Below are 23617 nucleotides of genomic sequence, written 5' to 3'. Positions count from 1 at the left end.
TGCGCGGATGTTGCTTACGCGGATGGCGCTTTCGGGATGCCGCTTACGGGGATGCCGCTTGCGGTGCGGTCAGGAACGGATCCACCAGGCGGCCGTCGAGCCGGAGAGCACTCCGGACGGGCAGGGGCCGCTGGCGAGCAGGGGGGAGCCGGAGACCGGCGCGGGGGTGGGGGCCGTACCGAAGTTGACGGCGCACACCAGGTCGCCGCGCTCGAAGGCCAGGACGCCGGGCGGGGCGTCCAGCCAGCGCAGCGTGCCCTCGCCCAACTGGGGCAGTGCGGCGCGCAGTTGGAGGCCGTCGCGGTACAGGTGCCAGAAGGATCGGGTGTCGGCGAGGGCACGGTCGGTGGCGTACTCGGCGAAGTACTCCGGCTGCGGCAGCCAGGGCTTGGCGCTCTCCACACCGGACGTGAAGCCGAACGGTGAGGCCTGGCCCGACCAGGGCAGGGGCACACGGCAGCCGTCGCGGATGCGGGCGCGGCTGCCGGTGCGGCGGAAGATCGGGTCGGTGAGCACGTCGTCGGGCAGGTCCACGACCTCCGGCAGGCCGAGCTCCTCGCCCTGGTAGATGTAGGCGGCGCCGGGCAGGGCCAGCATGAGCAGCGCTGCGGCGCGGGCGCGGGCGGCACCGAGGCCGCTGCCCTCGGTGGCGGGTTCGCCGTAACGGGTGACGGTGCGGACCTGGTCGTGGTTGTTGAGGACCCAGGTGACGGTGGAGCCGGTCCCGGCGATGTCCTGCATGGCCTCCGAGATGACCTTGCGGAAGGCGTCGGCGTCCCAGGAGGCGCTGAGCAGGTCGAAGAAGAAGGCCTGGTGCAGCTCGTCGGAGCGGACGTACTGGGCGTGCTCCCGGGCGGTCGGCACGGACACCTCGCCGACGAGGAGGCGTTCGCTGCCGTCGCGCTCGGTGTACTCCTCGCATATGGAGCGCCAGCGGCGCCACACCTCGTGCACCTCGGGCTGGTTCCAGGCGAGCGGGTTGACCGAGTCGCGGGTGCGGGCGTCGGCCTCCGGGTCGTCGGAGTCGGGCAGTTCGGGGTGTTTGTAGAGGCCGGCGGCGACATCGATGCGGAAGCCGTCGACACCCCGGTCGAGCCAGAAACGCAGCACCCGGTCGAACTCGGCGGCGACCTCCGGGTCGCGCCAGTTCCAGTCGGGCTGCTCGGGCGTGAACATGTGCAGGTACCACTGGCCGGGCGTCCCGTCCGGCTCGGTCACCCGGCTCCACGCCGGGCCGCCGAACATGGCGTGCCAGTTGTTGGGCGGCTCGGCGCCTTCGGGGCCGCGGCCGTCGGCGAAGTGGAAGCGGGCCCGGGCCGGGCTGCCGGCGGGGGCGGCGAGCGCCTCGCGGAACCAGGGGTGCTCGCTGGAGCAGTGGTTCGGGACGATGTCGAGCAGCACCTTGATACCGAGCCTCCGCGCGGCCCCGACCAGCCGGTCGAACTCGTCGAGGTCCCCGAAGAGCGGGTCGACGTCGCAGTAGTCGGCCACGTCGTATCCGTGGTCGTGCTGCGGCGAGGGATAGAAGGGGCTCAGCCAGATCCCGTCGACGCCGAGCTTCTTGAGGTACGGCAGTCCGGCCCGGACGCCGGCGAGGTCGCCGATGCCGTCGCCGGTGCTGTCGAGGAAGCTGCGGACGTACACCTGATAGATCACTGCGTCTCGCCACCAGTGGTGCCTGTTCAACCCATCGACCTGTCTCTGAGGAGGGCAGCGGTTATGCATGCATGTTAAGTAGGCGTGTCGAGAGGGTGTCAATGAAAAGACAGGAGATATCGAGAGGCTAGGGTGTCCAAATATGGACATACAGGGGCAAAAGTCAGCGAGTTGAGATGCCCGCGTTACCTAACAAGTAACTAGGGAGGGTCGCGGAAAGCGCTAGCCGCGCGAGATGACGGCGAGCTCTCGCGCCAGTCGGTCCACCGCCGCGGCGGGCGTCTGGTGCCCCGCCATCGCGTCGTGCACGACCGCCTGCACCACCAGGCTCACCTGGCCGTACCGCGGGCTCTTGGGGCGGGGCTCGGCCGCGAGGACGCTCGTCCGCAGGGTCGGCAGGTAGGGGAACCTGCGGATGAGCGCGGGATCCCGGTAGAGATCCGCCCGCACCGGCGGCAGCGCGCCGCGCGTGAGGACCTGCCGCTGGACTCGTTCACTGGTGAGGTACGCGATCAGGCGGGCCGCCGAGTCGGGGTGGCGCGCATGCGCGCTGACGGCCAGGTTGGAGCCGCCGAGGACACTGGTCCCCGGACCGCCGGGTCCGGGCAGGGGTACGGCACCGACCTTCCCGGCGACCTTCGAACCGGGGGCGGAGGCACCGACGTAGGCGTAGGGCCAGTTCCGCAGGAAGAGCAGCCGGCCGTCCTGGAAGGCCTGCTTGGACTCCTCCTCCTTGTACGTCAGCGCTTCCCGGGGGATCCAGCCCTCGCGCACCCCGCGCGCAAGGAACCCGATGCCCTCGCGGGCCGCCGCCGAGTCGACGGTGACGCGCTCGCCCTCGTCGCCGAGGATCGAGCCGCCGGCCGAGTAGACGGCCTCGGCCGCATTCACGGTGAGGCCCTCGTACGGCAGGAACTGCCCGGCATAACCGTCGAGGCCGTGCCTCGGGGCGATGGCCTTCGCGTACCGTTCCAGTTCCGCCCAGGTGCGCGGCGGATCGACGCCCTCCTTGGCGAGGACGTCCTTGCGGTACAGCAGCAGGCCGGCGTTGGTGACGTACGGGACGGCGTAGAGCTGCCCGTCATAGGTCGCCGTGTCCACGACCGGCTGGAGGAAGGTCTTCAGCGGGAAGCGGTCCCGGGGCAGCGGCCTGATCCAGCCCGCCGCGGCGAACTCCGGGGTCCAGTTGACGTCGATGTTGAGCACGTCGAACCGGCTGCGGTCGCCGTCGCGCAGGTCGGTGATCATCTGAGCCTGGGTCTCGTCGGCCGAGTCCGGCAGCTCGACGAGGGTCACCTTCTCGCCCGGGTGGGTACGGTTCCAGCCCTCCAGCAGGGGGCCGAGATAGCCGGTGAGGTCCCCGGCGGTGGCGAGGGTGAGCGGCCCGCGGCCGCCTTCGGAGGGTTCGCCCGCCTGCGCTCCGGCGGCGACGTAGCCGGTCAGGACCACGACGAGAACGAGGAGGCCCCTACCCGCGGCATGGATCCACCGCATAGGTTCCTCCCTGTACACCGGCGCTGGGCACCCTTGCCCGGAACAGAGGCCATGTATACCTGTTAGGTATGGGCGATACTAGGGCCTGGAGCACATTGGACCAGACAGGAGGACTGCACGCGTGCGCCTGCCCCTCCTGGCACTCCTCGCCCGCGGACCCGCCCACGGCTACGAGCTCAAGCAGGACCTTGAGCAACTGCTGGGCTCCGCGTACCCTCAGCCGAACGTCGGCCAGATCTATGTGACCCTCGGCCGCCTCGAGAAGTCGGGACTGATCGAGGGCGAGGACGTAACGCAGTCCAGCCGGCCCAACAAAAAGGTCTACCACCTCACCGACGCCGGGCGGGAGGCGCTGCGCGCCTGGTTCGAGGAGCCCGAGGACGAGCCGCGGGTACGGGACGAGTTCTTCATGAAGCTGGCGCTCGCTCCGCAGACCGGCCTCGCCGAGCAGATCACGCTGATCAACCAGCAGCGGCGCCAGTACCTGAACACCATGCGGCAGATGTCGAAGCTGGCCGCCGCCGAGAACCGCGACAACCGCATCGCGCATCTGCTGATCGAGGGCGCGATGCTGCACCTGCAGGCCGACCTCGACTGGCTGGAGCGGTGCCAGGAAGAGCTGGAGGAGCTGGAGTGAGCGACGACCGTCCCGCTCCTGTGCTGCGCGCCGAGGGGCTGGTGAAGACCCACCACGGCGAGGGCGCCCCGGCCCACGCCGTGCGCGGGGTCGACCTGTGCGTACGGCAGGGCGAGTTCGTGGCGATCACCGGCCCGTCCGGCGCGGGCAAGTCGACGCTGCTGCATCTGCTCGGCGGACTCCAGCGGCCGGACGCGGGCCGTATCTGGCTCGCCGGCGAGTCCACCGACACCTACGGTGAGGCGCGCTGGGCGGTGGAGCGCAGGAAGCGCATCGGCATCGTCTTCCAGTTCTTCAACCTCGTCTCCAACCTGTCCGTCGCCGACAACGTGGAGCTGCCCGCCCTGCTCGCCGGGACCTCGCCGAAGCAGGCGCGCACCGAGCGCGAGGCGCTGCTGGCCGAGCTGGGCCTGACGGGCAAGGAGCGCAGCATGCCGGGTGAGCTGTCCGGCGGGGAGCAGCAGCGCGTCGCCCTGGCGCGGGCCCTGGTCAACCACCCGCCGCTGCTGCTGGCCGACGAGCCCGCGGGCAGCCTCGACAGCAAGGGCACCCGCGAGGTGATGCGGCTGCTGTCCCGCTTCCACCAGCGTGGCCAGACGATCGTGCTGGTCACCCATGACGCCCGGCTGGCGAGCGCCGCGGACCGGGTGATCAGCTTCTTCGACGGCCGGATCGCCGACGACGCGGCACTCGACGGCGGCACCACCCCGCCGCGCCGCTCCGGCATATCCGGTGTGCTGGAGCTGAAGGACTGACATGCGGGTGTACGACGATCCCCGGAAGGGCTGACCCGTATGCGAGCCACCCTGCGCTGGGCCCACTCCGATCTGCGCACGCACCGCGGCGAGGCGCTGTTCCTGGTCCTCGCCACCGCCGGCATCGTCGCCTCCCTGCTGCTGGCCACGGCCCTGTTCGGCTACGCGACCAACCCCTGGCAGCGCGTCTTCACGCAGTCGCACGGCGCGCATGTGTGGCTGCACACCGACACGGCGGCCGACACCGGGAAGCTGGCCGGTCTGGACGGTGTGGAAGCCGTCGTCGGCCCCTATCCCAGCGCCGCCACCACCGTCTCCGCGCGCGGCGGCCGCGCCGCCGTCGAGCTGCGGGGCATGCCGGCAGGGTCCTCCGACGGCCGCCCGCCGCTGGTCTCCGGGCACTGGCTCGACCCGTCGCATCCAAGCGGTGTGGTCCTGGAGAGCCGCCTCGCCCGTGCCCTGCTGGCCGGGCCCGGCGACACCCTCGACGTGCCCGGCACAGCCCGCGAGCTGACCGTCGTGGGCCTCGCCGACAGCGCCGAGCCGCGCTACCGGCCCGGTGAGCAGCCGGGCCTGGTGTGGGCACTGCCGTCGGCCGTGCCGGACCCCGGCGGCCAGGTGATCGGGCTGCGGCTGACGGACCCGGGCGACACGTCGTACATCGTCCAGCGCGCGGTGACGGTGCTGGGCTCCGGGGCGATCAGCGAGGTCTCCACCTGGCAGCAGGCGCGGGCCGAGGCCCAGGGCGACAACCGGCTGCTCGGTCAGGTGCTGGGCCTGTTCGGGCTGGGTGCGCTGGTCGCGGCCGGACTCGCCGTGCACGGGGCGATCGGCACCCGCATCCGCGGACACCTGCGCGACCTCTCCGTCCTGAAGGCCATCGGCTTCACCCCCGGCCAGGTGGTCCGCATCTTTCTGCTCCAGCACCTCGCCTACGCCCTGCTGGGCGCCGTGGCCGCCGCCGCTCTCGCCGAGGCCCTGGGCAGCCGGATCCCGGGGCGGCTCGGGGACGCCGTCGGCGTGTGGCAGGGGCTGCCCGGCCACACCGCGGCGCTCCTCGTGGTGCCGGTGGGCGCGGTGCTGTTCATCGGCGCGACCACGGGGCTGGCCGCCTGGCGGGCCGGGCGCGTTCCGCCGGTGCCGGTGCCGAGATCCGCCGCGACCTCGGGAGGACGGCTGTCCGGCGTGGCGCGCCGGGCCCTCGGCGTACGGATCCCGCCCGCGCTGGTGCTGGGATGGCACAGGGCGTTCACCCGCCGCCCCCGGTCCCTGGCCACCGTCGCCCGGCTCACGCTGCCCCTGCTGCTGATCGTCGTGGCGATGAGCGCCTGGACCACCCTCGACCGCTTCCACAGCGAGCCCGAGCGGATCGGCCTGCCGGCCGCGCTCAGCGTCCGCGCGGACGCCGGCCTGGGCGAACAGCGGGTCCGCTCCCTCCTGGAGAGCGACCCGCAGGTGGCCGCCGCCTACCCGGGCGTCGAAACGGCCGCCCTGGGTCCCGGCCAGACCGCGACCATCGCGCTGCGCGGTCTCGGCACCCAGGAGGACCCCTACCCGCACACCCTCGCCGAGGGCCGCCCCGCCCGCGGTCCCGACGAGGCGGTGGCCGGGCAAGGGCTGCTCGACCTGCTGGACGTGCAGGTCGGCGCCTGGGTGTGGATGACCGTCGGCGACCAGCCGCAAATCCTGCACATCGTGGGCCGCAGCATCGAGCCGGAGAACGCGGGCCGGGTCATCTCCACGCCCCTCGACACCCTCCGCGAGAACAACCCGGGGCTCCGCCCCACCCTCTACGAACTCCGCCTCGACCCCGGCGCCGACCCCCGGGAGGTCGCCGACCGGCTCGCCGCCGCGGGGCGCGGCCATCTGGATGTGCACACCGTGACCAACCCGGCAGACGGGCTCTCCCCGCTGCGCGCGGTCGTCGCCTGGCTGATCGCCGTCCTCGCCCTCATCGGGCTGATCGAACTGCTGACCGCGATCGGCGGCACCGTCCGGGAGAGCGAACGGGACCTGCTGGCCCTGAAGGCCGTCGGACTGTCCCCCCGGCAGATCACGGCGATCACCGTCACGGCCACCGGCCTCACGGCCCTGGCGGCCGTCCTCGCCGCCATCGCCCTCGGCCTGCCCCTGGCCCGGTGGCTGATCGACGCCCAGGGCCGGTCCAGCGGCATCGGCTCCGGGATCGCCCAGGGACCCTCCGCGATCCTGATGGTGCTGCTCGGCGCCGCGGCGGTGCTCTGCGCCGCCGCGCTGGCCGCCCTCCCCGCGGCCCGGGCGGCCCGACGGCGCCTCGCGGACACGCTGAGCGCGGTGGCCTGACGCCGGTACCGCCCCGGGGTCAGCCCCCGTACGGCTGCTGCGGGTGGTACGGGGGCCGGGGGTGCGGGGCGTAGGGGTGCTGCCCGCTCGGCGCGTAGGGATGCCCGTACGGATTCCCCTGCGGCGGCAGGTGCGGCATGCCCGCCGGGGGCATCGGCGGGACCGGCCCGCGCACGGGGGCGTGTGTCGCCGGATGGGCGTTCAGCCGGATTCCGTAGCGCCGCTTCAGCCGCCGCATCTCCAGCAGCGCGATGGCGGTGACGGTCACCGGCGCGCCCAGGATGAAGACGATGCCCAGGGTGAGACTGAGGCCGTGCAGATCACCGGTCACGAGGTCCGGGACGGCCACCAGCCAACTGGTCACCATGGCGAGCAACGGCGGCAGGCAGCGGTGCACGGCGGCCGTGCCGAAGAAGTTGCCCGAGACCCGCACGGCTCCGTAGGCCGTGAAGGCGAGCAGCCAGAGCATCATCATGCCGAACCCGATGATCCCGGCGACGTTCGCCGACGCGTTCACCGTCCGCACCAGCAGCAGCACGGCTGCCACGCAGCCGACGAACAGCACGAGCAGCGCGAGGGAGCTGAGGAGCGGCCGCCGCAACTGCCGCACCGTGCCGCCGCGCCGCCAGACCCACAGCATCACCCCGACCGTCAGCGGGGTGAGGAAGAGCAGGACGACGGAGGCCGTCATCGCGTTCTCCAGCAGCTCCGTGAAGTCGAAACCGCCCTCGATGAAGGTGTAGACCCCGAGGGATGCGACGGCCCCGGCGATGACGCGGAATCTCTTGAGCCGCTCCACCGACGGATCGAGCGGCTCGGGAATCCACGCGGGGTGGAACACCGCCCGCGCCACGTCCTGAGGCTTGAACAGGGACCCGGCCGTCAGCCTGCCACCGGTCCAACTTCCGCGTGTGCGTGCCACTTCGCGCTCCCCCGAGCACTCGCCGTGATGAACGTCCGGGAGTCTACGGGAGGCGGACGGCGCACCGCCGCCCGCCTTCCCGTGCGGCCGTGGTCGCCGGGAGTCTACGGGAGGCGGACGGCGCACCGCCGCCCGCCTTCCCGTGCGGCCGTGGTCACCGCCGGCCGCGCAACTCCCGGTACGTGGCGACCAGCGCCTGTGTGGAGGCGTCCAGGCCCTCGACCTCGACGCCCCCGGTCAGCGCGGGCTCGACGCGCTTGGCGAGGACCTTGCCCAGCTCCACGCCCCACTGGTCGAAGGAATCGATGTTCCAGACGGCACCCTGCACGAACACCTTGTGCTCGTAGAGGGCGACCAACTGGCCGAGCACGGACGGCGTCAGCTCGGGCGCGAGGATCGTGGTCGTCGGGTGGTCGCCCCGGAACGTCTTGTGCGGCACCAGTTCCTCCGGCACTCCCTCGGCCCGCACCTCCTCCGGGGTCTTGCCGAAGGCGAGCGCCTGCGTCTGGGCGAAGAAGTTGGCCATCAGCAGGTCGTGCTGTGCCTTCAACTGCTCGCCCAGCTCGGCGACCGGGTTGGCGAAGCCGATGAAGTCCGCAGGGATCAGCTTCGTGCCCTGGTGGATGAGCTGGTAGTAGGCGTGCTGCCCGTTGGTGCCCGGCGTGCCCCACACGACCGGCCCCGTCTGCCACTCGACCTCGCGCCCGTCCCGGCCGACGTACTTGCCGTTGGACTCCATGTCGAGCTGCTGGAGGTAGGCGGTGAACCTGGACAGGTAGTGGCTGTAGGGCAGCACCGCGTGCGACTGGGCGTCGTGGAAGTTGCCGTACCAGATGCCCAGCAGGCCCAGCAGCAGCGGCACGTTGGCCTCGGCGGGCGCGGTCCGGAAGTGCTCGTCGACGATGCGGAACCCGTCGAGCATCTCGCGGAAGCGGTCCGGGCCGATGGCGATCATGAGGGCCAGGCCGATCGCCGAGTCGTAGGAGTAGCGGCCGCCGACCCAGTCCCAGAACTCGAACATGTTGGCCGTGTCGATGCCGAACTCGGCGACCTTCTCGGCGTTCGTCGACAGCGCCACGAAGTGCTTGGCGACGGCGGCGTCGTCACCGAGCGCGTCCAGCAGCCAGGAGCGCGCGGACGTGGCGTTCGTGACCGTCTCGATGGTGGTGAAGGTCTTGGAGGCGATGACGAACAGCGTCTGAGCCGGGTCCAGGTCCCGAACCGCCTCGTGCAGGTCGGCGCCGTCCACGTTGGACACGAAACGCACCGTCAGCGAGCGGTCCGTGAAGGCGCGCAGCACCTCGTACGCCATGGCGGGGCCGAGATCGGAGCCGCCGATGCCGACGTTGACGACGTTCCGGATCCGCTTGCCGGTGTGGCCGGTCCACTCGCCCGACCGCACCCGGTCGGCGAAGTCCGCCATCTTGTCGAGCACCGCGTGCACATCGGGCACCACGTTCTCGCCGTCGACCTCGATCACCGCGTCCCGCGGGGCGCGCAGCGCGGTGTGCAGCACGGCCCGGTTCTCGGTGGTGTTGATCTTCTCGCCGCGGAACATGGCGTCGCGCAGCCCGAAGACGTCGGTGGCGGCGGCCAGTTCGCGCAGCAGTCGCAGGGTGTCGTCGGTGACGAGGTGCTTGGAGTAGTCGACGTACAGGTCGCCGACCCTGAGGGCGTACCCGGTGCCGCGGCCGGCGTCGGCGGCGAACAGCTCGCGCAACCGGACGTCGCCGAGCTCCTCACGGTGCTTGGCCAGTGCCGTCCACTCAGGCGTCTGGTTGAGTCTGGTACGGCCGTCTGCGTTCATCTCGGACTTCAGCCTTCTTTCCTGTCCTGCCTGCGTACCTTGCCCCGCTGCCGGTCCCAACCTAGTTGATCAGCGCGTGACGTCGGCCGTCGTGGCGCCGTCCTCCGGCTCGACGACAGATACGTTCACCGTGCGCACGGGTATCAGCGCGATGACGGCGAGGACGAAGAAGGCGGCCGTGAGCAGGGGCGGTGTGCTGGGACCCCAGGCGGCGGCGACGGCCCCGCCCAGCAGGGCACCGAGGGGCACTCCGGCGAAGGCCAGGGTCCGGAAGGCCGAGCTGACCCGGCCCAGGAGCCCGGCGGGGCTGCGCTCCTGCATGAGTGTCGTCGTGTTGACGTTCCACACCATGCCCAGGAGCCCGAACACGGCCAGCGCGCCCACCAGCACGGCCAGGCTGCGCACGGTGCCCATGACGACGAGGAGCGCGGTCTGCATCGAGCCGGCGAGCAGCACCGACCGCAGCCGGCCGAGCCGCGCCACCAGTCGGCCGTTCACCACTCCCCCGGCCAGACTGCCCAGCGTGAAGGCGGTGCCCGCCGCCGCGTATCCCGCGGGGCCCGCGTGGAGCCAGTCGGTGACGAGGACGACCAGCATGGCGAGCTGGGTGCCCATGCCGATGTTGCACAGGGCCGTGGCGGTGCACAGGGCGCGCAGGGCTCGGTCGCGCCACAGGGTGCGCAGGCCTTCCGCGATCTCCCGGCGCAGTGTGCTGCCCGCGGGTCTCGGCTCGCGGTCGGGCCCGGCAGCCGGCAGGGAGGCGATCAGTGCGGCGGCCACGAGGAAGGTCACGGCGTCGGCCGCGAACGGCACGGCGGTCCCGGCTGCCAGCAGCAGGGGCACGACGGGGCCGCCGAGCAGTCCGCCGGCGATCCGCTGACCGGTCATCAGCCGGGCGTTGGCGCTGCCGAGCGCGTCCCGGTGGACCAGGGCGGGCAACAGCGCCGTGGCAGCGTTGTCGAAGAGGGTCTGGAGAGTGGTGAGCGCGACGGCCAGTGCGATGAGCAGGCCGATCGAGGCGTGTCCGAGCGCGACGGCCAGGGCGAAGGCGGCCACCAGGAGCCCGCGCAGCGTCTCCACCGTCCACATGGCCCGCCGTTGGTCCACCCGGTCGGCGACGGCCCCGCCGAGCAGGCCGAAAACGATCCAGGGCAGATAGCCGCACGCCGTGACGGACGCGATGAGCATCGGATCGTCGGTCAGGGTGACGGCCAGCAGGGGCAGTGCGGCCGTGCGCAGCGCGTCGCCGAAGCTGGACAGCACGGCGGCACCCCACAGCCGCCCGAAGCCACCGCGCCACGCGGGCGCACGCACTCCCCCGGGCTCTTCGGGCAGGGAGGGACCCCCACCCACCTCGACCGTCGCCACCGCTCCCCCTCATGGTTCGTCCGATGCACAAACCGTAGGGGGCACCACTGACAATCGGTCGGCGGTGACGGCGAGGAGCACTGACGGCCGGGCACCCGCTGTGGTGCCCGGGGAGGCAGTTCCGGCCGGGCACCCGCTGGTGCCCGGCCGGTCTCGACTTCTAGATTTCGCCCCGCAGTTTGGCGAGCGCCTCGGCGAGGATCGCCTCGCCGTCGGCGTCGCTGCGCCGCTCCCGCACATACGCCAGGTGGGTCTTGTAGGGCTCGGTGCGCGGCGGGTCCGGCGGGTTGTCCCGGTCCTGGCCCGCCGGGAAGCCGCAGCGGGGACAGTCCCAGGTGTCGGGCACCTGCGCGTCGCTGGCGAAGCTCGGCTGGGTCTCGTGTCCGTTGGAGCACCAGAAGGAGATGCGCAGCCGCGGCGCGGACTCGCCGCGCTCGGCCTCGCCCATCGGCCCCGCCCCGACCCGGCTTCCCCGGATCGCGTTGCCACTTGCCACGGTCGTAACTCCCTGCGTGATGGTGCCGCGAAGCGAGTCGGCGTTCCGCTTCGCTGCGAGCGCCTCAGTCTACGTAAGGCCCAACGCGCGTCCAGTGATTGGAGTTACAACCCTCACACCTAGACGCAAGCCCCATGATAGGCCGCGCTCAGCTGCGCGTACCGGACATGGGGCCCTACGTACGAGTTCCGTGCGGATTGCGGCTCGGTCAGTTGTTCACCTTCATCAGGATGCCGAGCACGACGATGCACGCGAACCACAGCAGACCGATCACGACGGTGATGCGGTCGAGGTTGCGCTCGGCGACCGAGGAGCCGCCGACGGAGGACTGCATGCCGCCACCGAACATGTCGGAGAGGCCGCCGCCCTTCCCCTTGTGCATCAGCACCAGCAGCATCAGCAGCAGGCTGAAGACGATCAGGGCGATCGAGAACCCCAAAACCACGGCTGGACCAACTTCCTCGGATTCGGACGAACGACGCGGGGCCCAGCACGGTGCTGGACCCCGCAAGGGTACGACGGATCGCCGCTACCGCATACTCACTGGTCGCGGAAGCGCACGATCTTGACGAACTCGTCGGCGTCCAGCGAGGCACCGCCGACCAGGGCACCGTCGATGTCGGCCTGGGCCATGATCTCCGCGACGTTGCCGGCCTTGACCGAGCCGCCGTACTGGATGCGGACCTTGTCGGCCAGGTCCTGCGAGTACAGCTCGGCGATCTTGCCACGGATCGCCGCGCAGACCTCCTGGGCGTCCTCGGCGCCGCAGACCTTGCCGGTGCCGATGGCCCACACGGGCTCGTAGGCGATCACGACGGTCTCGGCCTGCTCGGCGGGGAGGTCCTTCAGACCGCCCTCGACCTGGGCGAGGGTGTGGGAGACGTGGTTGCCCGCCTCGCGGACCTCCAGCTCCTCGCCGACACACAGGATCGGGGTCAGGCCGTGCTTGTACGCGGCCTTGACCTTGGCGTTCACCAGCTCGTCGGTCTCGGCGTGGTACTGCCGGCGCTCGCTGTGGCCGATGGCGACGTACGTGCACTTCAGCTTGGCCAGCATGGGGCCGGAGATCTCGCCGGTGAAGGCACCGCCGTCGTGCGCCGAGATGTCCTGGGCGCCGTACTTGATCTTGAGCTTGTCGCCGTCGACCAGGGTCTGCACGGAGCGCAGGTCGGTGAAGGGCGGCAGGACGGCGACCTCGACGGCCTCGTAGTCCTTGTCGGCCAGGGCGAAGGCGAGCTTCTGGACGTGCGCGATGGCCTCGAGGTGGTTGAGGTTCATCTTCCAGTTGCCCGCCATCAGCGGCGTGCGCGTGCTCATATGGGGTCAGTCCTCCAGTGCGGCGAGGCCGGGGAGCGTCTTGCCCTCGAGGTATTCGAGGGAGGCGCCGCCACCGGTCGAAATGTGGCCGAATGCGTTCTCGTCGAAGCCCAGGATGCGGACGGCGGCGGCGGAGTCGCCACCGCCGACCACCGTGAAGGCCTTCGAGTCGAGGAGAGCCTGGGCGACGGCCTTGGTGCCCTCGGCGAAATCGGGGTGCTCGAAGACGCCCATGGGGCCGTTCCAGAAGACGGTGACGGCGTCGGCGATCTTCGATGCGTACAGCTTGCGGGACTCCGGGCCGATGTCCAGGCCCATCTGGCCGGCCGGCATGGCGTCCGCGGCGACCGTGCTGGGCCGGCCCGGTGCCTTGGTCTTGAGGTCCGGGAACTCCGGCGCGACCACGACGTCCACGGGCAGGACCAGCTCGACGCCGCTCTTCTCGGCGCGCTCGATGTACTCCCGGACGACCGGGAGCTGGTCCTCCTGGACCAGGGACGAGCCGATCTCGTGGCCCTTGGCCTTGAGGAAGGTGAAGACCATGCCGCCGCCGATGAGCAGGCGGTCGGCCTTGCCGAGCAGCTGGTCGATGACGGCGAGCTTGTCGGACACCTTGGCGCCGCCCAGGACGACGGCGTAGGGCCGCTTGACGTCGTCGGTGAGCTTCCGCAGGACGCCGACCTCGGTGGCGATGAGGTAGCCGGCGTAGTGCGGCAGGCGGGCCGGGAGGTCGTACACGGACGCGTGCCCCCGGTGCACCGCGCCGAAGCCGTCGCCGACGTAGACGTCCGCGAGGGCGGCGAGCTCGTCGGCGAAGGCGCCGCGCTCGGCGTCGTCCTTGCTCGTCTCACCGGCGTTGAAGCGCAGGTTCTCGACGAGGGCGACCCGGCCGTCGGCGAGGCCGGCGACGGTGGCCCGGGCGGACTCGCCGACCGTGTCGGTCGCGAAGGCCACGTCCGCCCCGAGGAGCTCACCGAGGCGCGCGGCGGCCGGGGCGAGGGAGAAGGCCGGGTCCGGGGCACCCTTGGGGCGGCCCAGGTGGGAGGCGACGACGACCCGGGCACCCGCGTCGGCGAGGGCCTTGACCGTGGGCAGCACGGCGCGGATGCGGCCGTCGTCGGTGATGCGCGTGCCGTCCAGCGGCACGTTCAGGTCGGCGCGGACGAAGACCCGCTTGCCCGCCACTCCCTCGGAGAGGAGTTCGTCGATCGTCTTCATGAAGGGGACTCCTGAAAGAGCTCGTGATCGCTCGTAAGCGCTCGTGATCGAACAACTCTGATCTGTACGTGAGTCAGGGCTCGGACGGCGCGTCCGCGCGCCGCCCGAGCCCTGCTCTCACATGGACGTGCCTTCTGGGTTGATCAGAGCTGGTTGCCGACGAAGACCGTAAGGTCCACGAGGCGGTTGGAGTAGCCCCACTCGTTGTCGTACCAGCCGATGACCTTCACGTTCTTGCCCTCCTGGACCATGGTCAGGGAGGAGTCGAAGGTGCAGGACGCCGGGGCGTTCACGATGTCGGAGGAGACGATCGGGTCCTCGGTGTACTCGAGGATGCCCTTCAGCTCGCCCTCCGCGGCCTTCTGGAAGGCGGCGTTGACCTCTTCCTTGGTGACCTCGCGGCCGAGCTCCAGGACCAGGTCGGTGACCGAGCCGGTCGGGACCGGGACGCGCATCGCGATGCCGTCCAGCTTGCCCTTGAGCTGCGGCAGGACCAGCGCGGTGGCCTTGGCGGCGCCCGTGGTGGTCGGGATGATGTTCTCGGCGGCCGCACGCGCGCGACGCAGGTCCTTGTGCGGGAAGTCCAGGATGCGCTGGTCGTTGGTGTACGCGTGCACCGTCGTCATCAGGCCCTTGACGATGCCGAAGTTCTCGTCGAGGACCTTCGCCATCGGCGCCACACAGTTGGTGGTGCAGGAGGCGTTGGAGATGACGTGGTGGTTCGCCGGGTCGTACTTGTCCTGGTTGACGCCCATCACGATGGTGACGTCCTCGTCCTTGGCCGGAGCCGAGATGAGGACCTTCTTCGCGCCACCGGCGATGTGCTTCTCGGCGTCGGCCTTCTTGGTGAAGATGCCGGTCGACTCGATGACGATGTCGACGCCCAGCTCGCCCCAGGGGATGTCGGCGGGGTTGCGCTCGGCCAGCACCTTGATGGTCTTGCCGTCGACCGTGATCGTGTCGGCGGTGTGGGTGACCTCCTGCTTGAGACGGCCCAGGATGGTGTCGTACTTCAGCAGGTGGGCGGTGGTCGCGGTGTCACCCAGGTCGTTGACAGCCACGATCTCGATGTCTGCACCCTGCTCCAGCAGCGCGCGGAAGTAGTTGCGCCCGATACGACCGAAGCCGTTGATGCCTACGCGGATCGTCACGAACCGATCTCCTCGTTGGTACGCCGGCCACGAGGTGCCGGCGAGCTCTGTTTGGGATGTCCCCGACCGCCTACGACCCTACCTCTCGCAAGCCCTGGTAGTGACATCCAGATGCCTCATACACGGCAGGGCGGTCCGTACCCGCCAGTAGGGGTACGGACCGCCCACCGCCGCGAGCAAGATCACTCGATTTCGCTACCTCACGGGTTCCCTGTTGACCAGGGAACTCACCCGTCGAGAGAGGCGAGTGCCTTCCTCATCAGCGCCGTCCGGCCGGCCGCGGTGGTGACGTGCTCCAGCCCGAAGCCCAGCAGCACGGTGTCGTCCGTGGTGACCGCGCCGTACGTCTGGAACAGGGCGCCGGTGCGGGCCCAGTCCTTGAGGACGGCCGGACTGCCCGCGGGCGGCCCGGCCACCTTCCAAACGCCGAGGGAGGTCTCGAAGCCCTCGGTCTCCTTCGCCGTGCCGCCGACGACGAGCGAGGCGTCGTCGGCGAGGACGCCGTGACCGCCGCTGCCCGGGTCGGTGACATAGCTGATGGAGAGCTCGACCGTCTTGCCGGCGTAGGCGCTCAGGTCGAAGTTCACCTGCTGCCAGCCGTTGGAGGCGCCGGTGAGGCTGTTCCACGTGCCGGTGGTGCCGGACGCGGTGCAGCCGTCGGCCGCCACGGTCAGGTAGTGCTCCAGCCAGGGGTGCTCACCCACGTAGAAGCCGCCCTGGCACTCCGTCGGCACGGCGCTCCCGGTGGCGCCGCCCGCCTCGGGAAGGGTCGTCCAGTCGTCGGAGCCCGCGGTGCGGGCCTCGATGACGGCGTGGTCGTAGCCGGGCTCGGTGTCCCACAGCAGCTGGGTGCGCAGGGTGGGCTTGTCGCTCGCCGTGACACCGGTGAGGTCCACGGTGCGGGTGAGGCGCTTGTAGGCGTCGTCGGTATGGACGGCGGCGGCCATCGAGGAGCCCGCGTACGGACCGTACGGGCTGGCCGTGCCGGCGAACTGCCCTGCGCCCTTGCTCGCGAACTGCGGGAACGTCTCGGGGCGCAGTTCGTCGGAGGTGACGCTGTAGGTGCCGGCCTTGTCCAGCGGGTTGCCGGGGGCGGCGCCCAGCGGGCTGGTGACGCCGCTCAGGTCGCCGGATCCGGTGAAACCGGTGGCCCCGGGGGTGGCCGTGCGGGTGTAGGCGCCCAGGTAGTACTGGCTGAAGTCGTTCGACAGCACGCCGCCGCCGAGGTCGACGTTGCCGCCTGCCTGCTCACCGGCCTCGATCAGCCGGCCGCCCTCGTTGAGGTAGGCCCGCAGGTGGAGCTGGGTGGCGTTGCCCGGGACGCTCGCGCCCGTGTAGTGGACGACGGTGTCGAAGTGGCTCAGCACGCCCAGCGCGTCCGGTGCCCCCTGCTTGGCCACGTCCCAGACGACCGCCTTGCGGCCGCTGGCCTTGAGCGCGTCCACGTAGGTCTGCGCCTGCGTGGCTGCGCCGCCCTCCTCGGCGACGACGAGGGTGTTCGCCCGGGGCTGCTCGGCGACGGTGTAGGTGAAGCGCTCACTGGAGAGCTTCTTGCCGTTCTTCGCCTCGCCGGTGAACCACACCTCGACCTTGTCTCCCGGCTCGCCGTCCTTGACCTTCGCCCGGTACTCGTCGAAGTAGAGGTTGTCCTCACCGCCGAAGGTCTCGCCGCCCTGCCACGGCTTGAGCGCCATGTCCCAGGTGCGGCCGCCGTTGACGCGGTACTTGAGCTCCTTGTCGCGCACCGACTTCCGTACGACGACGGAGACCTCCTGGTCGGCTCCGCGGGAGTACGACGTGGTGAACGCGGCCGGGGTGAAGTCGGCGGCGCTCAGGCCGACCGACGAGGACGGCCGGTCGGGGCGGGCGGCGGACTCGGCGACGGAGAGCGCGAACGGGACGTTCTTGGCGAACTCCTGCTGGATCAGCTTCTCGTCGTCCGGGAAGGTGAAGACCGACTGGCAGTCGGCCGCCTTCCACTCGTCGTTCGGGTCGAGGTCCGAGACGGTCTGGCAGGTCGACATCTCGGGGGTGAACATCGCCAGGCCGTTGACGTTGGCCGCGTGACCGTCCGCTTCACCGTTGGTGGTGTACAGCTCGGAGGAGAGCTGCGGGTGGTAGCCGGGGACCGCGGAGTTGTCGGGGGTGCCGGCGAGCGCCTCGTACAGGACGTCGTCCGGGGTGTGCGTGGCCACCTGCCAGCCGACCCCGTAGAGGAGGAGTTCGGCGGCGGAGTGGTAGTTGATGCCGTACGTGAAGCCGATCCGCTTCTGGAAGGCGTCCAGGGCCTGAGTCTCCGGCTCGGAGTTCGGGCCCGCGCCGCGGTAGGTCTGGCTGGTGGGGTTGGGAGACGAACCCTCGTCGTCGTAGCCCCACTTGTAGGCGAAGTTGCGGTTGAGGTCGACGCCGTCGCCGGTGGTGATGGCACCGTCGCCGTTGACGTCCCGCAGGTTCTTGCGCCACTGGCGGTTGGCGGGGTCCGCGAAGGTGTAGTCGTAGCCGTCGGGGTTGGCCGACAGCAGGAACCACAGTTCGGTGGAGTCGACGATCTTCTTGACGCGCCGGTCCTTCTTGTAGTTGTCCAGGTAGTGGTGCATCAGACGCCGGGTCATCTCCGGCGTGATCCACTCGCGCGCGTGCTGGTTGGACATGTAGAGGACCGAGGGCTTGGAGCCGTCCTTCGTCTTCTTCGCGCCCTTGGTGAGCTTCAGCGCGAGGATGTCCTGGCCCTTGATCGTCTTGCCGATGGAGACGACCTTGGTGAGGTCCGGGTTCTCCTGGGCGGTGCGCAGGAGTTCCTCCCGCAGGCCGCCCTTGCCGCTGTACGGGCGGAACACGCCCTCGGCGGCGTCCTCGACCCGGGCCGCGGCCCGGGTGGAGAGTTCGTGCTCGGTGAGGTCGACGCCCTGTTTCTCCAGCTTCTTCGCCTGCTGGTCCGTCAGGTAGACCTCGACGGTCGCGGTGCCCTTCTCGGGCACCCGCTCACTCAGTTCGTGGCCGTCCTGGCCGGCCGCCAGCAGCAGGGGGACCTGCTTCTGGGTGACGGCGGCGCGGAAGACCTTGACTTCCTCCGGGTCGGACGGGGTCGAGCTCCCGGGTTGTGCCTGGGCGATGGGTGCGAAGCTCGCTCCGCCGATCAGGAGCGCGCCGACAGCGAGGATCGATCTCGCTCTTCGTCTCATGAACCCCCCTAGCGTGGGTCCGCCACAGCAGCGAACAGATGCCAGGCTCATGACAGAGCATGATCGAGTCAAGGGTGCCTCAGCGACACGCGAAAGCCGGTGCCGGTCACCCAAATGGGCGCTGGCACCGGCTTTTTGACGTGGTGTGGGATCAGCCCACCAGGTTGTCGGCCAGATCCTCACTGAGGTTGGCCTCCGTGCCCGGGATGCCGAGGTCGGAGGCGCGCTTGTCGGCCATGGCCAGCAGGCGGCGGATCCGGCCGGCGACGGCGTCCTTGGTCAGCGGCGGGTCGGCGAGCGCGCCCAGCTCCTCCAGGGAGGCCTGCTTGTGCTCCATGCGCAGCCGGCCGGCGGCGGCGAGGTGCTCGGGCACGTCGTCGGCGAGGATCTCCAGGGCGCGCTGCACCCGCGCCCCGGCGGCGACAGCCGCGCGGGCCGAGCGGCGCAGGTTGGCGTCGTCGAAGTTGGCGAGCCGGTTCGCCGTGGCGCGCACCTCGCGGCGCATCCGGCGCTCCTCCCAGGCCAGCACCGACTCGTGGGCACCCAGGCGCGTCAGCAGCGCGCCGATCGCGTCACCGTCGCGGACGACGACCCGGTCCACGCCGCGCACCTCGCGGGCCTTGGCGGCGATCGACAGCCGGCGGGCGGCGCCGACCAGGGCGAGCGCGGCCTCGGGGCCCGGGCAGGTCACCTCCAGGGAGGACGAGCGGCCCGGCTCGGTGAGCGAGCCGTGCGCCAGGAACGCGCCACGCCAGGCCGCCTCGGCGTCGCAGGTGGCCCCCGAGACCACCTGCGGGGGCAGGCCGCGGATCGGGCGGCCCCGCCCGTCGACCAGGCCGGTCTGGCGGGCGAGCTGGTCGCCGCCCGCCACCACCCGCACCACGTAGCGCGAGCCGCGGCGCAGCCCGCCCGGAGCCATCACGATCAGCTCGGAGCCGTGGCCGAAGATCTCCAGGATGTCCCGCTTGAGACGGCGGGCCGCCATAGCCGTGTCCAGCTCCGCCTCGATCACGATCCGACCGCTCACCAGGTGGAGGCCGCCGGCGAACCGCAGGATGGCGGAGACCTCCGCCTTTCTGCAGCAGGTCCGGGTGACGGGGAGCCGGGAGATCTCGTCCTTCACCGCTGCCGTCATCGCCATGGGCCGATCCTTCCATGCATCCGAAAAATACGGTCGTACGCGGCGGCCAACAGCTCCGGGTCGTGCCTCGGGGTCCCGTCGGGTCTGGCAACCGGCGCCAGCTCGACCGCGGCCCCGAACCGCTTGGCGGCATCGGTCAGGGAGTCACGGTCGGGCACGGCGGCCTCGTCGGCCAGCACCACGTCCAGGGCGAGTTTAGGGGCGTGTCGTCCCAAAACCTCCAAATGACGCTGCGGGGAGAAGCCCTCGGTTTCTCCGGGCTGCGGCGCGAGGTTCAGGGAGAGTACCCGGCGGGCCTTGGTCTGCGTCAGCGCGTCCAGCAGCTCGGGCACCAGCAGGTGCGGGATGACCGAGGAGAACCAGGAGCCGGGGCCGAGCACCACCCAGTCGGCGTCCAGGACGGCCTCGACCGCCTCGGGCACCGCCGGCGGGTCGTTCGGCACGAGGTGCACGGACTGCACCTCGCCCGGGGTGAGGGCGACGGTCGCCTGGCCGCGGACCGTGTCGACCTCCTCCGGGCGTTCCGGGTCATGGCCCTTGACCAGGGCCTGGAGCTCCAGCGGCACAGCGGACATCGGCAGCACCCGGCCCTGGGCGCCCAGCAGCCGTCCGACCAGGTCGAGGGCCTGTACATGGTCGCCGAGCTGCTCCCACAGGGCGACGATCAGCAGGTTTCCGACCGCGTGCTCGTGCAGGTCGCCCTGGGACTGGAAGCGGTACTGGATGACCCGGGCCCAGGTCTGGCCCCAGTCGTCGTCGCCGCACAGCGCGGCCAGCGCCTTGCGCAGATCCCCGGGCGGCAGCACGCCCAGCTCGTCGCGCAGCCGGCCGCTGGAGCCGCCGTCGTCGGCGACGGTGACCACGGCGGTGAGGTCGCCGGTGATCCGGCGCAGCGCGGCGAGCGAGGCGGACAGGCCCATGCCGCCGCCGAGGGCGACGACCTTGGGCTGGGTGCCCCGGCGGCGCGGCCTGCCGCCGCGGGCCTCGGCGGGCCGGCCGCTCTTGCCGCCAGGACTGCCCTTGCCCTCGGGCACCACTCGGCGCAGCCGGCTCAGCCGCGGTGTACGTGGTGTCATTCGCGTCCCATGTCCCGGTGTACGACCACCGTCTCCACGCCCTCGGCGGCGAGCCGGGCGGCGAGCTTCTCCGACATGGCGACCGAGCGGTGCTTGCCGCCGGTGCAGCCCACGGCGATGGTCACATAGCGCTTGCCCTCGCGGCGGTAGCCGGTGGCGACGAGCTGGAGGAGCTCCGTGTACCGGTCGAGGAACTCCTTGGCTCCGGGCTGGTTGAAGACGTACCCGGAGACCTCCTCGTTGAGGCCCGTGAACGGGCGCAGCTCCGGGACCCAGTGCGGGTTCGGCAGGAAGCGGCAGTCGACGACGAGGTCGGCGTCGACCGGGAGGCCGTACTTGTAGCCGAACGACATCACCGTCGCCCGCAGCTCCGGCTCCTCCTCGCCCGCGAACTGGGCGTCCATCTTGGCGCGCAGCTCGTGCACGTTCAGGCTGGAGGTGTCGATCACCAGGTCGGCGTCGCCGCGCAGCTCGCGCAGCAGCTCGCGTTCGGCGGCGATGCCGTCGACGATGCGGCCGTCGCCCTGCAGGGGGTGCGGGCGGCGTACCGACTCGAAGCGGCGGACCAGGGCCTCGTCGGAGGACTCCAGGAAGACGATCCGCCGTGTGACGTTCTTCGCCTCCAGGTCGGCGAGGGACTCGCGGAGGTTGTCGAAGAAGCGGCGGCCGCGGACGTCGACGACGACGGCGATCCTCGCCACGTTGCCCTGGGAGCGCGCGCCGAGCTCCACCATGGTGGGGATCAGCGCGGGCGGCAGGTTGTCGACGACGAACCAGCCGAGGTCCTCCAGGCACTTCGCGGCCGTGGAGCGCCCGGCTCCGGACATGCCGGAGATGATCACCAGCTCGGGGATGGCCGCGTCCGGGACCTGGGCCTTGTCGTTGGGCGTGCCCGTACTCACCTGTGCTCCGTCTCCGGCTTGCTCGTGTTGCCCGTCGTGCTCGTTCACATTCATGTCTCCTGCCCCCGTCGTTCGTCCGGGGCGCCCGCTGTCACGGGTTCCCCACTGGAACCCATGGTGCCCGGTTCCTCTTCCATGATCTCTCCAGTCGCCGTGTTGACGGCGGGTGCGGCCGGGGCCGAGCGGGCGAGGGCCACGGCGATCGTCTCGGCCGTCTTGCGGCCTATGCCGGGGACCTCGCAGATCTGGTCGATCGTGGCGGATCGCAGTTTCTTCAACGAACCGAAGTGCTTCAGAAGTGCCTGCTTGCGCGTGTCCCCGAGGCCCGGGACGTCGTCCAGGGGGCTGGAGCGGAAGCGCTTGGACCGCTTGGTGCGCTGGTAGGCGATGGCGAACCTGTGGGCCTCGTCACGGACGCGCTGGAGCAGATACAGGCCCTCGCTGGTACGGGGCAGGACCACCGGGTCGTCGTCGCCGGGCAGCCAGACCTCCTCCAGGCGCTTGGCGAGGCCGCACACGGCGATGTCGTCGATGCCCAGCTCGTCCAAGGCGCGCCGGGCGGCCGCGACCTGCGGGGCGCCGCCGTCGACGACCACGAGCTGGGGCGGGTAGGCGAACTTCTTGGGGCGGCCGTCGTCCTCGGTGGGGCCGCTCACGACGATCTCGCCGTTTCTGTCGGTCTCAGGGGTCTCGGGATTCTCGCCGTCCGTCCACTCCCCCGTCTTCTCCTTCTCCGCGAGATAGCGGCGGAAGCGGCGGGTGATCACCTCGTGCATGGAGCGGACGTCGTCCTGCCCGGCGAAGCCCTTGATCTGGAAGCGGCGGTACTCGCTCTTGCGGGCCAGCCCGTCCTCGAAGACGACCATGGAGGCCACGACGTCGTCACCCTGGAGGTGGGAGATGTCGTAGCACTCGATCCTGAGCGGGGCGCTGTCCAGGTCGAGGGCGTCGGCGATCTCCTCCAGGGCGCGTGAGCGCGTGGTCAGGTCGGAGGCACGCTTGGTCTTGTGCAGCACGAGCGCCTGCTGGGCGTTGCGCTGCACGGTCTCCATGAGGGCCTTCTTGTCGCCGCGCTGCGGGATGCGCAGGGAGACGCCGGAGCCGCGCCGCCCGGCGAGCCACTCCTGGACCGGCTCCACGGGGTCGGGCAGGGCGGGGACGAGGACCTCCTTGGGGACGGCGTCGCCCGTCTCCTCGCCGTACAGCTGCTGCAGGGCGTGCTCGACCAGGGCGCCGGTGGTGATCTCCTCCACCTTGTCGGTGACCCAGCCGCGCTGGCCGCGCACGCGTCCGCCGCGCACGTGGAAGATCTGGACGGCCGCCTCCAGCTCGTCCTCGGCGACCGCGATCAGGTCGGCGTCGGTCGCGTCGGCGAGCACGACCGCGTTCTTCTCCATGGCCTTCTTCAGGGCCCCGATGTCGTCGCGCAGCCGGGCCGCGCGCTCGTACTCCATCTCGTCGGCCGCTTCCGCCATCTGCTTCTCCAGCCGGCGGATGTACGTGTTCGTACGGCCGGTCATGAAGTCGCAGAACTCGTCGGCCAGTTCGCGGTGCTCCTCGGCGGTGACCCGGTCCACGCAGGGGGCCGAGCACTTGCCGATGTAGCCGAGGAGGCAGGGGCGACCGGTGCGGGCGGCGTTCTTGAACACGCCCGCGGAGCAGGTGCGCACGGGGAAGACGCGCAGCAGCAGGTCGACGGTGTCGCGGATCGCCCACGCGTGTGCGTAGGGCCCGAAGTAGCGGACGCCCTTCTTCTTGTGACCGCGCATCACCTGCACGCGCGGGTACTCCTCGTTCATCGTCACCGCGAGGTAGGGGTAGCTCTTGTCGTCGCGGTACTTGACGTTGAACCGGGGGTCGTACTCCTTGATCCACGAGTACTCCAGCTGGAGCGCCTCGACCTCCGTGGACACCACCGTCCACTCCACGGACGCGGCCGTGGTGACCATGGAGCGGGTGCGCGGGTGCAGGCCCGCCAGGTCCTGGAAGTAGTTCGCCAGGCGCTGGCGCAGGCTTTTCGCCTTTCCGACGTAGATCACCCGGCGGTGCTCGTCACGGAACCTGTAGACCCCCGGCGAGTCGGGGATCTCACCCGGTTTGGGGCGGTAGCTGGAGGGGTCGGCCATGTCTCACACCCTACTGGCGAGCACCGACAGTCAGGCGCGGCTGAGGC

18 protein-coding genes are annotated in these 23617 nt (G+C 70.9%); 3 read left to right on the top strand and 15 right to left on the bottom strand.

Annotated features, from left to right (window positions below):
• Positions 1–69 precede the first annotated feature (69 nt).
• Together ACZ7EG_RS24270 and ACZ7EG_RS24265 are read right to left on the bottom strand one after the other, a co-directional pair.
• Complete coding sequence (locus tag ACZ7EG_RS24270) at positions 70–1725, bottom strand: glycoside hydrolase family 13 protein (protein ID WP_471082549.1); 1656 nt, start codon at positions 1723–1725, stop codon at positions 70–72.
• Positions 1726–1878: 153 nt separating this feature from the next.
• The gene (locus ACZ7EG_RS24265) at positions 1879–3150 is read right to left on the bottom strand and encodes an ABC transporter substrate-binding protein (RefSeq protein WP_471082546.1); all 1272 of its coding nucleotides are present in this window, start codon (positions 3148–3150) and stop codon (positions 1879–1881) included.
• 121 nt (positions 3151–3271) lie between these two features.
• Here ACZ7EG_RS24265 and ACZ7EG_RS24260 point away from each other — a divergent pair, with 121 nt between their 5' ends.
• From ACZ7EG_RS24260 to ACZ7EG_RS24250, 3 genes are read left to right on the top strand one after another with little or no spacing between them, the layout of a single operon-like run.
• Complete coding sequence (locus ACZ7EG_RS24260; RefSeq protein ID WP_471082543.1) at positions 3272–3787, top strand: PadR family transcriptional regulator; 516 nt, start codon at positions 3272–3274, stop codon at positions 3785–3787.
• The gene (locus ACZ7EG_RS24255) at positions 3784–4542 is read left to right on the top strand and encodes an ABC transporter ATP-binding protein (protein WP_471082540.1); all 759 of its coding nucleotides are present in this window, start codon (positions 3784–3786) and stop codon (positions 4540–4542) included. The genes ACZ7EG_RS24260 and ACZ7EG_RS24255 overlap by 4 nt, the downstream gene beginning before the upstream one ends.
• A gap of 39 nt (positions 4543–4581) precedes the next feature.
• Complete coding sequence (locus ACZ7EG_RS24250; protein WP_471082538.1) at positions 4582–6864, top strand: ABC transporter permease; 2283 nt, start codon at positions 4582–4584, stop codon at positions 6862–6864.
• 19 nt (positions 6865–6883) lie between these two features.
• Here the strand turns inward: ACZ7EG_RS24250 and ACZ7EG_RS24245 are convergent, their stop codons facing one another.
• From ACZ7EG_RS24245 to uvrC, 13 genes are all read right to left on the bottom strand, one after another.
• Positions 6884–7786, bottom strand: a complete 903-nt coding sequence (locus ACZ7EG_RS24245; RefSeq protein ID WP_471082535.1) for a DUF3824 domain-containing protein — start codon at positions 7784–7786, stop codon at positions 6884–6886.
• A 154-nt stretch (positions 7787–7940) separates the two neighbouring features.
• Positions 7941–9593 (bottom strand): glucose-6-phosphate isomerase, encoded by a 1653-nt coding sequence (gene pgi, locus ACZ7EG_RS24240; protein WP_471082532.1) that lies wholly within the window; start codon positions 9591–9593, stop codon positions 7941–7943.
• A gap of 69 nt (positions 9594–9662) precedes the next feature.
• Positions 9663–10961: an MFS transporter gene (locus tag ACZ7EG_RS24235; RefSeq protein WP_471082529.1), complete on the bottom strand. Its 1299-nt coding sequence runs from the start codon at positions 10959–10961 to the stop codon at positions 9663–9665.
• A 160-nt stretch (positions 10962–11121) separates the two neighbouring features.
• A complete protein-coding gene (locus ACZ7EG_RS24230; protein ID WP_003957010.1) occupies positions 11122–11457 on the bottom strand; it encodes an RNA polymerase-binding protein RbpA in 336 nt (111 codons plus the stop codon).
• A 208-nt stretch (positions 11458–11665) separates the two neighbouring features.
• Entirely contained in the window at positions 11666–11902 is a 237-nt protein-coding gene (secG, locus tag ACZ7EG_RS24225) for a preprotein translocase subunit SecG (RefSeq protein WP_094052663.1), read from the bottom strand.
• Positions 11903–11997: 95 nt separating this feature from the next.
• A complete protein-coding gene (gene tpiA / locus ACZ7EG_RS24220; RefSeq protein ID WP_362039016.1) occupies positions 11998–12774 on the bottom strand; it encodes a triose-phosphate isomerase in 777 nt (258 codons plus the stop codon).
• A gap of 6 nt (positions 12775–12780) precedes the next feature.
• Positions 12781–13992, bottom strand: coding sequence for a phosphoglycerate kinase (locus tag ACZ7EG_RS24215; protein WP_471082526.1), 1212 nt, complete (start codon positions 13990–13992; stop codon positions 12781–12783).
• Positions 13993–14135: 143 nt separating this feature from the next.
• On the bottom strand, positions 14136–15143 hold the full coding sequence (gene gap, locus ACZ7EG_RS24210; protein ID WP_389969606.1) for a type I glyceraldehyde-3-phosphate dehydrogenase: 1008 nt from the start codon (positions 15141–15143) through the stop codon (positions 14136–14138).
• 227 nt (positions 15144–15370) lie between these two features.
• A complete protein-coding gene (locus ACZ7EG_RS24205) occupies positions 15371–18325 on the bottom strand; it encodes a M14 family metallopeptidase (protein ID WP_471082523.1) in 2955 nt (984 codons plus the stop codon).
• 151 nt (positions 18326–18476) lie between these two features.
• The gene (gene whiA / locus ACZ7EG_RS24200) at positions 18477–19466 is read right to left on the bottom strand and encodes a DNA-binding protein WhiA (RefSeq protein WP_344456786.1); all 990 of its coding nucleotides are present in this window, start codon (positions 19464–19466) and stop codon (positions 18477–18479) included.
• Positions 19457–20542: a gluconeogenesis factor YvcK family protein gene (locus tag ACZ7EG_RS24195; protein WP_471082520.1), complete on the bottom strand. Its 1086-nt coding sequence runs from the start codon at positions 20540–20542 to the stop codon at positions 19457–19459. The genes whiA and ACZ7EG_RS24195 overlap by 10 nt, the downstream gene beginning before the upstream one ends.
• On the bottom strand, positions 20539–21498 hold the full coding sequence (gene rapZ, locus ACZ7EG_RS24190) for an RNase adapter RapZ (RefSeq protein ID WP_104779503.1): 960 nt from the start codon (positions 21496–21498) through the stop codon (positions 20539–20541). The genes ACZ7EG_RS24195 and rapZ overlap by 4 nt, the downstream gene beginning before the upstream one ends.
• Positions 21495–23570, bottom strand: coding sequence for an excinuclease ABC subunit UvrC (gene uvrC, locus ACZ7EG_RS24185; RefSeq protein WP_471082517.1), 2076 nt, complete (start codon positions 23568–23570; stop codon positions 21495–21497). The genes rapZ and uvrC overlap by 4 nt, the downstream gene beginning before the upstream one ends.
• Between the last annotated feature and the right edge of the window lie 47 nt (positions 23571–23617).

The sequence above is a fragment of the Streptomyces sp. NPDC037100 genome, from assembly GCF_055606225.1.
The sequence above is the reverse complement of the archived record's forward strand: the minus strand, read 5'-3'. Positions and strand labels throughout refer to the sequence as shown.